Genomic DNA, 12,993 nt, shown 5'->3' with positions numbered 1-12,993 from the left:
AACCTCGTGACCCACGGCCCGGCAAGAGGGATATCGTAAGCCGTGCAAGGCCCGCGAGGCGAGAGGAAGCCGGCGTCGGATTGCCGCCAGTGGCATGATGTTCATCACAGTTTGATAGTGAGGGGACAGACGCCGCAGCCACGGCGTCATCGACCACCGCGACTATAATCAAATGCCCGTGATGACCGGTTCAGACGCCATGCCCGACCCCGCCGCCCTGCTTGCCCTCGATGCCCGCCGCTCGGTGCCCTCGCGGCAGCTGGGGGAACCCGGGCCGGACCCGCAGACCCTGCTGCGCATGCTCTCCTCGGCGGTACGGGTGCCCGACCACGGCAAGCGGGTGCCGTTCCGGTTCCTGAAGATTGCCGGCGATGCGCGTCACACTCTGGGCGCGTTCCTGGCCGAGCGCAGCCGGCAGCGCGATCCCACTGCCGGCGAGGCCGTGTTCGAGAAGGATCGCCAGCGTTTCAGCCATGCGCCGCTGGTGATCGTGGTGGTGGCCAGCCCCCGCCCCGACCCGAAGGTGCCCGAGCAGGAGCAGCTGATGACCGCTGGATGCGTCTGCTTCGCCCTGCTGCAGGCCGCACAGGCGCTGGGCTTCGGCGCCCAGTGGCTGACGGCGTGGATGGCGTTCGACCCGGCCGTACACGCCCATCTGGGGCTGGCCGACGGCGAGCGCATCGCCGGTTTCATCCATATCGGCACCGCCCGCGCCGACGTGCCCGAGCGCGAGCGTCCGGATCCAGCCGCCCTGCTGCGCGACTGGACGCCACCGGCATGACCTTGCCGGCACCGGCGCCGGCGCTGTACCTGGTCGACGCCAGCATCTACGTGTTCCGTGCCTGGCACTCGCTGCCCGACCAGTTCCAGGATGCGCAGGGCTGGCCGACCAATGCCGTGCACGGCTTCGCGCGCTTCCTGCTGGACCTGCTCGAACGCGAGCGTCCGCAGCACATCGCCATCGCCTTTGACGAGGCGCTGGACAGCGGCTTCCGCCATCGCCTGTATCCGGCGTACAAGGCCAACCGCGATCCGGCTCCGGAGGCGCTGAAGCGCCAGTTCGTGCATTGCAAGGCACTGTGCGCGGCGCTCGGTCTGGCCGTGCTTGCCCATCACGACTACGAGGCCGACGACCTGATCGGCAGCGCCCTGCATGTGCACCGCGGCAGCCACCGCGGTGTCATCATTTCCGCCGACAAGGACCTGTCGCAGCTGCTGCTGGACCACGACGAGCAGTGGGACTATGCGCGCAACCAGCGCTGGAGCGTGGCCGGGGTGAAAGCGCGGCATGGCGTGCATGCGCACCAGATCGCCGACTACCTGGCACTGTGCGGCGATGCGGTGGACAACATCCCCGGCATCAGCGGCGTCGGCAGCAAGTCCGCGGCGGTCCTGCTGGCCCACTTCGGCAGCCTGGATGTGCTGTACGAGCGCCTGGACGAAGTGCCCTTCCTGCGCCTGCGCGGCGCAGCGCAGATGGCAGTGCGCCTGCGCGAGCAGCGCGAGCATGCCCTGCTCTGGCGACAGCTGACCACCATCGCGCTGGACGCGCCGCTGGAAGGCTGCCAGCCCGGCCTGCTGCGGCAGACGGCCGACCCGGAGCTGCTCGGCGGCCTGTGCCAGACCCTGCGCTTCGGCCCGATGACCCGCCGCCGGCTGTTCAACGCCGCCGGCATGGCCGACCCGCTTCCCACTCCCTCCTTTTCCAATTCCGGCGAGCCCGCATGAGCCAGCGCAATACCGAAGCCCCGCGTGTCGTCTATGAAGGCAAGTACCAGCGCATGCTGGTACGCGGCACCTGGGAGTACAGCGAACGCACCCACGCCGGTGGCCTGGCGGCGATCATCATCGCCGTCACCCCCGAGGACAAGGTGCTGTTCGTCGAGCAGTTCCGCGTGCCCCTGCAGGCATCGACCATCGAGATGCCGGCCGGGCTGGTCGGTGACATCCATGCCGGCGAGTCGATCGAAGTCTCGGCGGTACGCGAACTGGAAGAAGAGACCGGCTGGACCGCCGAGCACGCCGAAGTGCTGATGATCGGCCCGACCTCCTCAGGCGCCAGCAGCGAGAAGATCGCCTTCGTGCGCGCCACCGGCCTGCGCCGGATCGGCGAAGGCGGCGGCGATGACAGCGAGGACATCACGGTGCACGAGGTCCCGCTCAAGCAGGCTGCCGCGTGGCTGGTGCAGAAGATGGGCGAAGGCTACGAGCTCGATGCCAAGCTCTGGGCCGGGCTGTGGATGATCGAACATCACCTGGACGGGCGCCCGCGTGGCTGACGCCGACCTGCACACCTTGCCGGCATTGCTGGGCGCTGACGACCCGGCGATCTACACCATCCACCGGCCGCAGGGCGCTTCGCCGTACCTGCTGCTGGCCGATCACGCCGGGCAGCAGGTACCGCGCGCACTGGCCGGCCTCGGCCTGCCGCAGCGCGAACTTGACCGCCATATCGGCTGGGACATCGGCATCGCCGGCACCACGCGTGCATTGGCCGAACGGCTGGATGCCTGGGCCATCGAGCAGACCTATTCGCGCCTGCTGATCGACTGCAACCGTCCGCTGGCATCGCCGACCCTGATTCCGGAAGCAAGCGATCACACCGTGGTACCGGGCAACGCCGGCCTGTCGGCCGCACAACGGCAGCAGCGCATCGACGCGATCCACGCGCCCTATCACGCCCGCATCGAAGCGGAACTGGATGCGCGCCGCGAAGCCGGCCGCCCGACCCTGCTGGTGATGATGCACAGCTTCACTCCCTCCATGAACGGCACGCTGCGGCCATGGCATGCCGGCGTGCTCTACCACCAGGACACGCGCTTTGCCCACGCCCTGCTGCAGGCACTGCGCGAGGAAGGCGATCTGGTGGTCGGTGACAACGAACCGTATTCGGTAAGCAGTACCAGCGACTACGCGGTACCGGTGCACGGCGAAGGGCGCGGCCTGGTGCACGTGGAACTGGAGATCCGTCAGGACCTGATCGCCGACGCGGCCGGGCAGCAGGCGTGGGCCGAGCGGCTGGCGCGGATCTTCAGCGCGTTGCAGCCACGGCTGCTGGCATCGGTGTAACGCCATCCGGGCCCGGTAGCGCCGGGCCATGCCCGGCGGCACTGGAGGATTCACCGTCGCGTTGCGCCTCGCCGGGGATGGCCCGGCGCTACCGGGTCATCCTGCAGGTCGATCATGCGTCGTTGGCCAGGCAGGCGGGGACCGCCGGGGCGACCGGCGCCGGGCGCAGGGCCAGCGCGATGACCACGCCGAGCAGTGCAAACACTGCGGCGCCGTACTCCGCACGCACCAGCCCGGTCAGCGCATCCGGAGAGCCGGCAGCTGCCACGTCGGCGTTGGCCACCATCACCAGTACCGCCAGGCCCAGCGCACCGCCGATCTGCTGTGCGGTGGCCGCCATGCCCGACGCCACGCCCTGCTGCGCCGCCGGCACGCCCTGACCCGCCACGATCCACATCGCGGTCCAGGTCATTCCCTGGCCGATGCTCAACACCACCACGCCCGGCAGCAATGGCCAGAAATTCGAGGCATGCGGCAGTGCCGCCGCCACCCAGGCGATGCCGACGGCACCGGCCAGGTTGCCGATCACAAGCACTCTGCGCGCGCTCCAGCGCTGCAGCGTCCACTCGGCAAGCTGGATGCCCACGGTGCACACCGCCGTGGCCGGCAGGAATGCCAGGCCGGCCTGCAGCGGACTCCAGCCGTAGCCGTCCTGGAAGTACAGCGCCATGAAGTAGTACTGCACACCGTAGCTGCTCATGAACGCGAAGGTCAGGCCGAGGGCGGCACGAAGGCCCGGCAGGCGCAGCAGCGCGAACTGCATCAGTGGATCGCGGCTGCGCAGCTCGATCTGCACGAACGCGAACAGGATCAGTATCGACAGCACCAGGCAGCCCAGCGTGACGGGCGCCGCCCACCCCCATTCGGGGCCCTGTACCAGCGTGGTCACCAGCAGGCTGCCACCCAGGGTCACGGTGATGCAGCCGGCCAGATCGAACGAACGGCCCTGCGGGCGCGAAGCATCGGGCGGCAGCCACGCACCGGCGGCAAGCGCGCACGCGGTGGCCAGCGGCACGATCACCGCCAGCACCGCCGGCCAGCCGAAGGCCTGGGTGAGTACGCCACCGAGCAGCGTACCCAAGGCAAGACCCACTGCACTGGCCATGCTCCAGATCGCCAGCGCGCGGTTGCGGGCCGGGCCTTCTTCATACAGCGTGTTGATCAGGGCCAGCGTTGCCGGGAACAGCAGCGCGGCACCGATGCCCTGCGCTGCGCGCGCGATGATCAACAGGCCCGCATTCGGCGCCAGCGCGCCGAGCAGCGATGCCACCGCGAACAACAGCATGCCCAGGCGGTAGAAGCGGCGGCGGCCGATCAGGTCGGCGGCACGCCCGCCCAGCAGCAGGCTGCCGCCGAAGGCCACGGTGTAGGCACTGACCACCCATTGCAGCTGCTGCGCGTTGATCTGCAGCGCGCGGCCCATGTCATGCAGCGCGACAAAGATGATGGTGGCATCCAGGGCGATGATCAGCTGGGCGGTGGCCAGCAGGGTCAGTGCCCAGCGCGGGTATTTGAGGGGAGGCATCGGTGGTCTGGACTGAAGGGGGAGCGCAGTCTCATTGATGCAGCGGAATCAATAAACCCCTCACCCGCCATATCTGTCATGATTTTCTGCATGAGTGGATCATCGATGGACCTCAACGCGGTGCGCATGCTGGTGCAGGTGGCCGAAGCACGCAGCTTCACCGTCGCTGCCGGCCAGCTCGGCCTGAGCCAATCCGGGCTGTCGCGCGCGATCAGCCGGCTCGAGGTGGACCTGGGCGTAAAGCTGCTGCAGCGGAACACGCGCAACGTGGCATTGACCCCGGATGGGCGCCAGTTTGTGGAACAGGTCGCGCCACTGCTGTGCGGACTGGAGGACGCGGAACGGCAGCTTGCAGATCGCCCCTGCACGCCGTCGGGCACGCTGAAGATCAGTGCGCCGTCGATGTTCGGCCGCAAGGTGCTGGTGCCCCTGCTGGCGCCGCTGCTGGAGCGCCATTCACAACTGCAGGTCGAAGCCGTGCTCAGCGATCGCCTGGTCGACCTGGTCGAAGAGGGGTTCGACGCCGCGCTGCGGACTGGCACCATCGCCGACCAGCGCATCGTCGCCCGGCCCCTGCGACCGCTGCGCTGGGTGACCGTCGCCAGCCCGGACTACCTCGCCCGGCGCGGTGCACCGGGCGATGTGGCCGCACTGGCGGGGCATGCCTGCCTGGCCGTGCGCAACCTGCGCAGTGGCCGCCTGGTGGACTGGCAGTTCCTTCAGGACGGCCAGCTGCGCGAGTTCACGCCACCGACGCGGATGGTGTTCGACAGCGGCGACCCATTGGTGGAAGCCGCCATCGCCGGTATCGGCATCGTGCAGGTAATGGACTTCGCCGTGGCCGACGCCTTGGCCGACGGCCGTCTGCTGCGCGTGCTGCAACCGTATGAAGGCCGCAGCCGCGAACTCTCTTTGATCTACCCACCTTCGCGCCAGCACTCGCCGAAGCTGCAGGTGCTGGCCGACGCGCTGCTTGCAGGGGACTGGTAGCACCGGGCCATGCCCGGCGAGTCAAACCGCGGCAACAGATCGCGATGCCGCCGGGCGTGGCCCGGCGCTACCGGCGGGTTACGCGAAGCTGTCCGTGGCGCGCACCAGCGCGTCGACATTCTCCGCTTCGAACGCGGAGTGGCCCGATGCCGGGGTGATTTCCAGCTTCGCCTTCGGCCACACCTTGGTCAGGTCCCAGGCATTGGCGAGCGGGCACACCACGTCGTAGCGGCCATGCACGATCACGCCCGGGATGTCGGCGATGCGGTGCGCGTCGCGCAGCAGCTGGTCTTCCACCTCGAAGAAGCCACCATTGACGAAGTAGTGGTTCTCGATACGGGCAAAGGCCAGCGCGAAATGCGGGTCTTCGTGGCTGTTGATGAAGTCGTCATCCACATGCAGGAAGCTGGTCGCACCCTCCCACACGGCCCAGGCCTTGGCTGCTTCCAGGCGGGTCGCCTCGTCTTCACTGGTCAGGCGACGGTGGAACGCCGAGATCAGGTCATGGCGTTCAACCACCGGAATGGGCTTCAGATAGTGCTCCCATGCATCGGGGAACAGGCGGTTGGCGCCTTCCTGGTAGAACCACTCCAGCTCCCAGCGGCGGAGCATGAAGATTCCGCGCAGAACCAGTTCGGTGACGCGCTGCGGATGGGTTTCGGCGTAGGCCAGCGCCAGGGTTGACCCCCAGCTGCCGCCGAACACCTGCCAGCGGTCGACGTTCAGATGCTCGCGCAGCCGCTCGATATCGGCCACCAGGTCCCAGGTGGTGTTGTCCACCAGATCCGCATGCGGCGTGGAACGGCCGGCACCGCGCTGGTCGAACAGGATGATGCGGTACTTCGCCGGGTCATGGAACTGGCGCATCTTGTCGCTGCAACCGCCGCCCGGACCGCCGTGCAGCATCACCACCGGCTTGCCATCCGGATTGCCGCACTGCTCGAAGTACAGCGTGTGGCGGTCGTCGACCTTCAGGGTGCCGACGTCATAGGGGGTGATGGCGGGGTACAGCGTACGCATGCTTGCAGCTCCAGGGTGATGCCCTGCCGGGGCAGGAGAACCCCCATTCTAGGCCGGTCGCCGGCCGAGGGTGACCCGATCACGCTGCTCAAGGTCCTGCTGGGTCTGCACGTCGGCGAAACCGGCCGCATCGAACAGCGTGCGGATCGCCGCGCCCTGGTCCCAGCCGTGCTCGATCAGCAGCCAGCCCGCCGGCTGCAGGTGTTCGGGCGCGCCTGCGACGATGCGGCGGATATCGTCCAGTCCGTCGAGGCCGGACGCCAGCGCGCTGGCCGGCTCGAACCTCAGGTCGCCCTGCTGCAGATGCGGATCTTCGCTGGCGATGTAGGGCGGATTGCTGGCAATCAGTGCAAAGCGCGCGCCCTGCAGCGGTGCGTACCAGTCCTGTCCACCTTCAGCGAAACGCACGTTGCGCAGTTCATGGTGGGCGGCATTGCGCGCAGCCATGGCCAGTGCACCGGGGCTGGCATCGGTGGCCAGCACCTGTGCCAGCGGCCGCTCGCTGGCCAGGGCCAGGGCGATCGCACCACTGCCGGTGCCGAGGTCGGCCACGGACAGCGGGCGGTCCGATGGCAGGCGTTCCAGCGCCAGCTCCACCAGCAGTTCGGTTTCCGGACGCGGGATGAGGGTCGCCGCATCGACCCGCAGATCAAGCGTCCAGAACCCGCGCCGGCCGGTCAGGTAGGCCACCGGCTCACCGGCGGCGCGACGCGCCAGCAGCGCCTCGAAGGCAGCCTGCGCCGTTGCCGGCAGCGGATCGGTCGCATGGGCGAACAGCCAGCTGCGTGGACGCTCCAGCACATGCAGCAGCAGCAGCTCGGCTTCGTGGCGGGCGTCGATGCCGCCCAGGCGGGCGCTGGCGTCGGCCACCACCTGGCGCAGGGAGGGTTGGGTTGGGGAAGACATTCCGCAATTGTAGAGCCGAGCCCATGCTCGGCTGCTTCTGGAACAGCCGAGCATGGGCTCGGCTCTACAGATCCGCGGTCGAGCGTGGGCTCGGCTCTACAAAAGCTGGAATCCGTTCAGGTTTCGCCCGAGGGCATAAGGAGGGGCTATCAGCCCTCTTCACGCGTCCCTGGCGATTTTCCTTGTCACACAGGCAGTTGCAGGATGAGGGACGCAAGGTTCAGTGCGGGCTCATGGCAATTTGATAGGCTGCATCTATCAAATAGATGCAATCAATGGATTGTTCTTATCGCAACTGAGCCGGTAACCTAGCTCCTGTCGATTCACCCACTCCCTTCACCCAGAGGAAAAATGATGTCCCTCATCAATACCCAGATCCAGCCGTTTGAAGCCAACGCCTACCACAACGGCGAGTTCATCAAGGTTTCCGATGCCAGCCTGAAGGGCCAGTGGTCCGTCCTGATCTTCATGCCGGCTGCATTCACCTTCAACTGCCCAACCGAGATCGAAGACGCCGCCGACCACTACGCCGAGTTCAAGAAGGCTGGCGCTGAGGTCTACATCGTCACCACCGACACGCACTTCTCGCACAAGGTGTGGCACGAAACCTCGCCGGCCGTCGGCAAGGCCCAGTTCCCGCTGGTCGGCGACCCGACCCACCAGCTGACCAACGCCTTCGGCGTGCACATTCCGGAAGAGGGCCTGGCCCTGCGCGGCACCTTCATCATCAATCCGGAAGGCGTGATCAAGACCCTGGAGATCCACTCCAACGAGATCGCCCGCGACGTCTCCGAGACCCTGCGCAAGCTGAAGGCCGCCCAGTTCACCGCCGCCAACCCGAACCAGGTGTGCCCGGCGAAGTGGAAGGAAGGCGAGAAGACCCTGACCCCGTCGCTGGACCTGGTCGGCAAGATCTAACGCAGCACCGGCACGCCGTGGCCCCACGCCACGGCAGGCCCATCTCCATGCCGGCGGCATCGCCGGCGTGGGGGTGAACCCAAGACAGCCATCACCGGCCCGTCGCGGCCAGCCAGCCCCTTCCACGGTCGCTGTCTTGGGTTCACCCCTACCCCCTGCTGGTCCGCTACCTTCTACAGCGGTGCCACGCCCCCTGTTTGCCTGAAGCCAGGAGAAGACCCGATGTTGGACGCCAACCTGCAGTCGCAGCTGAAGACCTATCTGGAGCGCGTGACCCGCCCGATCCAGATCACCGCGCACGCCGACGACGGCGCCAAGTCGCAGGAAATGCTGGAACTGCTGCAGACCCTGGAAAGCCTGTCCGACAGCATCTCGCTGCAGGTGCTGCGTGATGGCCAGGGCCGCGTGCCTTCGTTCGACCTGGGCACGCCCGGCCAGGACATCCACCTGACCTTCGCCGGCCTGCCGATGGGTCATGAATTCACCTCGCTGGTGCTGGCGCTGCTGCAGGTGGGCGGTCATCCGTCCAAGGCCACCGCCGAACTGATCGAGCAGGTGCAGAGCCTGGAAGGCGAGTACCGGTTCGAGACCTATTTCTCCCTGTCCTGCCAGAACTGCCCGGACGTGGTGCAGGCGCTGAACCTGGCCGCGGTGCTCAACCCGCGCATCCAGCACGTGGCCATCGACGGCGCGCTGTTCCAGGAGGAAGTGGAGAAGCGCGAGATCATGTCGGTGCCGACCGTGTATCTCAACGGTGAAGTCTTCGACCAGGGCCGGATGACGCTCGAACAGATCGTGGCCAAGCTGGATACCAACGCCAGCAAGCGCGACGCCGAGAAGATCGCCGCCAAGCAGGCCTTCGACGTGCTGGTGGTGGGCGGCGGCCCGGCTGGCGCGGCCGCAGCGATCTACGCCGCGCGCAAGGGCATCCGCACCGGCATCGCCGCCGAGCGCTTCGGCGGCCAGGTACTGGACACCATGGCCATCGAGAACTTCATCTCGGTCAAGGAGACCGAAGGCCCGAAGCTCGCCACCGCGCTGGAGCAGCATGTGCGCGAGTACGACGTGGACATCATGGATCTGCAGCGCGCCACCGCGCTGGTGCCGGCCGGCGACGATGGGCTGGTACAGGTGCAGCTGGAAAACGGCGCGGTGCTGAAGTCGCGTTCGGTGATCCTGTCCACCGGTGCGCGCTGGCGGCAGATGAATGTGCCGGGCGAAGAGCAGTACCGCAACAAGGGTGTGGCCTACTGCCCGCACTGCGATGGCCCGCTGTTCAAGGGCAAGCGCGTGGCGGTGATCGGTGGTGGCAACTCCGGCGTTGAAGCTGCCATCGATCTGGCCGGCATCGTGTCGCATGTAACCCTGCTGGAATTCGATTCCAGCCTGCGCGCCGATGAGGTGCTGCAGAAGAAGCTTCGCAGCCTCGGCAATGTCACCGTGCTGACCAGCGCCCAGACCACCGAAGTGCTGGGCGATGGCAGCCGGGTCACCGGGCTGGTCTACAAGGACCGCATCGGTGGCGACGCCCACCGCGTAGAGCTGGAAGGCATCTTCGTGCAGATCGGCCTGCTGCCCAACACCGAGTGGCTGAAGGACACCGTGGCGCTGTCGCCGCGCGGCGAGATCGTCATCGACGACCGTGGCCAGACCAGTGTGCCCGGCGTGTTCGCCGCAGGTGATTGCACGACGGTACCCTACAAGCAGATCATCATCGCCATGGGCGCCGGCTCGACCGCCGCACTGAGCGCGTTCGATCATCTGATCCGCTCGTCGGTGAGCAAGAGCAGCGGAGCCGTTGCCGAAGCTGCCTGATCCACTGCTCCCGGGTTGCCGGGAGCATTGTCAGCTGCGGGGTGACCACGCCGCCAGCCGGTCCGTTATCCCTGGGATGTGAGGATGAATCTACGCGATCTGAAGTACCTGGTAGCCCTGGCCGACCACAAGCATTTCGGTCGGGCTGCTGCGTCGTGCTTCGTCAGCCAGCCCACGTTGTCCACCCAGATCCGCAAGCTGGAAGAAGAGCTGGGCCTGCCGCTGGTCGAGCGGGCCCCCCGCAAGGTGATGCTGACCCCGGCCGGCCAGGAAGCCGCTGCACGGGCGCGGGTGATCGTGTCCGAGGTGGAGCAGCTGAAGGAAGCGGCACGGCGCAGCCGCGATCCGGAAGCCGGCACGGTGCGCCTGGGAATCTTCCCGACCCTGGGCCCGTACCTGTTGCCGCATGTGATCCCGCGCATCCGCGAACGTTTCCCGGAACTGGAACTGCTGCTGGTCGAAGAGAAGAGCGATGTGCTGCTGGAGCGCCTGCGCGAAGGCAAGCTCGATGCCGCGCTGCTGGCACTGCCGGTGATCGACGATCAGCTGCACGCCGAGTTCCTGTTCGAGGAGCCGTTCCTGTTGGCCGTCTCCGGTCGCCATCCGCTCGCCCAGCGCGCCCATCTGGATGTGCAGGAACTGGCCACGCAGAAGCTGCTGCTGCTGGAAGACGGCCATTGCCTGCGCGACCAGGCGCTGGAAGTGTGCCGGCTGTTCGGCGCCAACGAGAAATCCGAGTTCCGCGCCACCAGCCTGGAAACATTGCGGCAGATGGTCGCCGCCGATGTCGGCATCACATTGCTGCCGAGCCTGTCGGTGCAGCCCCCCGTCCCGCGCTCGAACAACATCCGCCTGCTCGATTTCATCGGCGAGGGCCGGCCCAGCCGCCGTATTGCGATGGTCTGGCGCCGCAGCTCGGCGATGAACGACTTCCTGATGGAGCTGGCCAGCCAGTTCAAGCGCCTGCCGCATGCGCTGTTCACGCTGGAAGCCGCCAATGGCACGGCCGCCGATCCGGCCAGCCTTTCCGGCCCCGCGCTGAACGGCTGACGGCCCCGCGTCCCCGCCCCCGAGCGGCGGGAGTCGATTCCGGTCGCATTTGTCCCCACAATACAGACAGGCGGCGCCAGCAGGCGCCGCCTTTTGCATGGTTTTCAACCAAGGAGTTTTACATGAACACCGCCAGCGGCCTGCCGCCGTCGATCACTGTCTCAACCTTCGACATGGACCGCCTGGAGGCCATGCTCGAAGCCCCTGCGCTGAGCCAGACGCCTGCCGCGCTCGCGCTTGCCGAAGAACTCAACCGGGCCACCGTGCTGGCGCCGGACCAGATTCCCGAAGGCATCGTCATGATGCATTCCCGCGTGGAGTGCGAAGATGGGGTCTCAGGCGAGAAGCACGTCCTGACCCTGGTCTTCCCCCGCGAAGCCAACGTCGATGAAGGCAAGGTTTCCGTGCTGGCTCCGGTCGGCAGTGCCCTGCTCGGCCTGTCGGTCGGCCAGAGCATCGACTGGACTGCACCCGGTGGTCGCAAGCTGCGCCTGCGCGTGACCGCAGTGCACAACGACCGTCCCTGATCTCCGCTGCGCACTGCGCGCGATCCGATTCCCCGTACCAGGAGCCGTAATGAGTACCTCGTCCAAACTGTCCCAGCTGCGCGAACTGTCCGTGGTCGTTGCCGATACCGGTGACTACGAGGCGATCAAGCGCCTGCAGCCGGTGGACTGCACCACCAACCCGACCCTGGTGAAGAAGGCACTGGACCTGCCGGTCTATGCCGATCTGATCGAGCGCGAACTGGCCTGGGGCCGTCAGCAGAGCGGCGACCGCGAGGCCGTGGTGCATGCGGTGGCCGATCGGCTGACCATCGGCGTCGGCGCGCTGCTCAGCACGCTGGTGCCGGGCCGCGTGTCCACCGAGGTGGATGCTGACCAGGCGTACGACACCGCCGCCACCGTGGCCAAGGCCCGCCAGTTCATCCAGATGTACGCCGATGCCGGCGTACCGCGCGAGAAGATCCTGATCAAGATCGCCGCGACCTGGGAAGGCGTGGAAGCGGCGCGGATCCTGCAGGCCGAGGGCATCGACTGCAACCTGACGCTGATCTTCAACCCGACCCAGGCGCTGGCCTGCAGCGAAGCGGGCGCGTTCCTGATCTCGCCGTTCGTCGGCCGCATCCTTGACTGGTACGTGGCCAACGGCCAGACCCCGGCCAACATCGATGAGGACCCGGGCGTGAAGTTCGTGCGCAGCGTGTATGCGGAGTTCAAGCGCCGTGGTTCGCCGACCGTGGTGATGGGCGCCTCGTTCCGTTCCACCGCACAGATCGAGGCGCTGGCCGGCTGCGACCGCCTGACCATTTCGCCGGATCTGCTGGAGAAGCTGGACGCCGATCACGGGGAGCTGCCGCGCAAGCTGGTGCCCGGTGAGGGTAACGGCGTGGCGGTGACCCCGATCGATGCGGCGACGTTTGCGGCGGATCTGGCTGCCGATCCGATGGCGACCGAGAAGCTGGCGACCGGTATCGAGGCGTTCGCCAAGGATCTGGAAGCGCTGCGCGAGCGGATCCGCGCGGCGCTGTAAGGGTTCCAGCCAACGGCTGAGCCCCTCGTGGCGGGGGCTTGGTCGCGAAAGGCATGAAGCAACCGCCGCGCTGGGTCGGGCGGGTCGGGTTCGCGGGAGACGCCGTGAATCCGTCCCTGGAGGCTTGGCCGCGGCATCCATGCCGCGGACACTCCCGCGAACCCGAC

Annotated in this window: 13 protein-coding genes; 10 read left to right on the top strand and 3 right to left on the bottom strand. The window is 67.4% G+C overall.

The features are described from left to right. The first annotated feature begins 199 nt into the window (after positions 1-199). Genes IMX13_RS09225 through IMX13_RS09210 form a run of 4 tightly spaced genes read left to right on the top strand, consistent with a single transcriptional unit; the run spans position 200 to position 3,069 of the window. Positions 200-781: a nitroreductase gene (locus IMX13_RS09225; RefSeq protein WP_065176012.1), complete on the top strand. Its 582-nt coding sequence runs from the start codon at positions 200-202 to the stop codon at positions 779-781. Continuing rightward, on the top strand, positions 778-1,728 hold the full coding sequence (locus IMX13_RS09220) for a 5'-3' exonuclease H3TH domain-containing protein (protein ID WP_065175990.1): 951 nt from the start codon (positions 778-780) through the stop codon (positions 1,726-1,728). The genes IMX13_RS09225 and IMX13_RS09220 overlap by 4 nt, the downstream gene beginning before the upstream one ends. After that, entirely contained in the window at positions 1,725-2,279 is a 555-nt protein-coding gene (locus IMX13_RS09215; RefSeq protein WP_053519128.1) for an NUDIX hydrolase, read from the top strand. The genes IMX13_RS09220 and IMX13_RS09215 overlap by 4 nt, the downstream gene beginning before the upstream one ends. Beyond that, positions 2,272-3,069 (top strand): N-formylglutamate amidohydrolase, encoded by a 798-nt coding sequence (locus IMX13_RS09210; protein ID WP_065182853.1) that lies wholly within the window; start codon positions 2,272-2,274, stop codon positions 3,067-3,069. The genes IMX13_RS09215 and IMX13_RS09210 overlap by 8 nt, the downstream gene beginning before the upstream one ends. A 112-nt stretch (positions 3,070-3,181) precedes the next feature. Here the strand turns inward: IMX13_RS09210 and IMX13_RS09205 are convergent, their stop codons facing one another. Continuing rightward, on the bottom strand, positions 3,182-4,594 hold the full coding sequence (locus IMX13_RS09205) for an MFS transporter (RefSeq protein ID WP_193396236.1): 1,413 nt from the start codon (positions 4,592-4,594) through the stop codon (positions 3,182-3,184). 105 nt (positions 4,595-4,699) lie between these two features. On the opposite strand from IMX13_RS09205, the gene IMX13_RS09200 reads away from it, so the two are divergent. Beyond that, complete coding sequence (locus IMX13_RS09200; protein ID WP_065182851.1) at positions 4,700-5,584, top strand: LysR family transcriptional regulator; 885 nt, start codon at positions 4,700-4,702, stop codon at positions 5,582-5,584. A gap of 78 nt (positions 5,585-5,662) precedes the next feature. Here the strand turns inward: IMX13_RS09200 and pip are convergent, their stop codons facing one another. Next, complete coding sequence (gene pip, locus IMX13_RS09195) at positions 5,663-6,604, bottom strand: prolyl aminopeptidase (RefSeq protein WP_065175985.1); 942 nt, start codon at positions 6,602-6,604, stop codon at positions 5,663-5,665. A 48-nt stretch (positions 6,605-6,652) separates the two neighbouring features. Further along, the gene (prmC, locus tag IMX13_RS09190) at positions 6,653-7,510 is read right to left on the bottom strand and encodes a peptide chain release factor N(5)-glutamine methyltransferase (RefSeq protein WP_193396235.1); all 858 of its coding nucleotides are present in this window, start codon (positions 7,508-7,510) and stop codon (positions 6,653-6,655) included. 354 nt (positions 7,511-7,864) lie between these two features. Between prmC and ahpC the strand changes: the two genes are divergently transcribed. The 5 genes from ahpC to IMX13_RS09165 all read left to right on the top strand — a co-directional run bounded on the left by ahpC (position 7,865) and on the right by IMX13_RS09165 (position 12,826). Beyond that, positions 7,865-8,428: an alkyl hydroperoxide reductase subunit C gene (ahpC, locus tag IMX13_RS09185; protein ID WP_005408159.1), complete on the top strand. Its 564-nt coding sequence runs from the start codon at positions 7,865-7,867 to the stop codon at positions 8,426-8,428. A gap of 222 nt (positions 8,429-8,650) precedes the next feature. Further along, positions 8,651-10,243: an alkyl hydroperoxide reductase subunit F gene (gene ahpF / locus IMX13_RS09180; protein ID WP_193396234.1), complete on the top strand. Its 1,593-nt coding sequence runs from the start codon at positions 8,651-8,653 to the stop codon at positions 10,241-10,243. An 84-nt stretch (positions 10,244-10,327) separates the two neighbouring features. Then, the gene (locus tag IMX13_RS09175; RefSeq protein WP_065175982.1) at positions 10,328-11,293 is read left to right on the top strand and encodes a LysR substrate-binding domain-containing protein; all 966 of its coding nucleotides are present in this window, start codon (positions 10,328-10,330) and stop codon (positions 11,291-11,293) included. 122 nt (positions 11,294-11,415) lie between these two features. Then, entirely contained in the window at positions 11,416-11,820 is a 405-nt protein-coding gene (rnk, locus tag IMX13_RS09170; protein WP_053519113.1) for a nucleoside diphosphate kinase regulator, read from the top strand. A 49-nt stretch (positions 11,821-11,869) separates the two neighbouring features. Further along, positions 11,870-12,826, top strand: coding sequence for a transaldolase (locus IMX13_RS09165; RefSeq protein WP_065182848.1), 957 nt, complete (start codon positions 11,870-11,872; stop codon positions 12,824-12,826). Positions 12,827-12,993: the final 167 nt, after the last annotated feature.

The organism is Stenotrophomonas sp. B2 (genome assembly GCF_014947095.1).
GTDB lineage: Bacteria > Pseudomonadota > Gammaproteobacteria > Xanthomonadales > Xanthomonadaceae > Stenotrophomonas > Stenotrophomonas maltophilia_P.
This window is presented reverse-complemented; position numbering and strand designations above follow the sequence as displayed.

Bases quoted from the DNA above. Each gene is read 5' to 3' on its own strand.
- IMX13_RS09225 (WP_065176012.1), top strand. From the start codon at position 200: ATGCCCGACCCCGCCGCCCTGCTTGCCCTCGATGCCCGCCGCTCGGTG.
- IMX13_RS09220 (WP_065175990.1), top strand. From the start codon at position 778: ATGACCTTGCCGGCACCGGCGCCGGCGCTGTACCTGGTCGACGCCAGC.
- IMX13_RS09215 (WP_053519128.1), top strand. From the start codon at position 1,725: ATGAGCCAGCGCAATACCGAAGCCCCGCGTGTCGTCTATGAAGGCAAG.
- IMX13_RS09205 (WP_193396236.1), bottom strand. From the start codon at position 4,594: ATGCCTCCCCTCAAATACCCGCGCTGGGCACTGACCCTGCTGGCCACC.
- IMX13_RS09200 (WP_065182851.1), top strand. From the start codon at position 4,700: ATGGACCTCAACGCGGTGCGCATGCTGGTGCAGGTGGCCGAAGCACGC.
- pip (WP_065175985.1), bottom strand. From the start codon at position 6,604: ATGCGTACGCTGTACCCCGCCATCACCCCCTATGACGTCGGCACCCTG.
- prmC (WP_193396235.1), bottom strand. From the start codon at position 7,510: ATGTCTTCCCCAACCCAACCCTCCCTGCGCCAGGTGGTGGCCGACGCC.
- ahpC (WP_005408159.1), top strand. From the start codon at position 7,865: ATGTCCCTCATCAATACCCAGATCCAGCCGTTTGAAGCCAACGCCTAC.
- ahpF (WP_193396234.1), top strand. From the start codon at position 8,651: ATGTTGGACGCCAACCTGCAGTCGCAGCTGAAGACCTATCTGGAGCGC.
- IMX13_RS09175 (WP_065175982.1), top strand. From the start codon at position 10,328: ATGAATCTACGCGATCTGAAGTACCTGGTAGCCCTGGCCGACCACAAG.
- rnk (WP_053519113.1), top strand. From the start codon at position 11,416: ATGAACACCGCCAGCGGCCTGCCGCCGTCGATCACTGTCTCAACCTTC.
- IMX13_RS09165 (WP_065182848.1), top strand. From the start codon at position 11,870: ATGAGTACCTCGTCCAAACTGTCCCAGCTGCGCGAACTGTCCGTGGTC.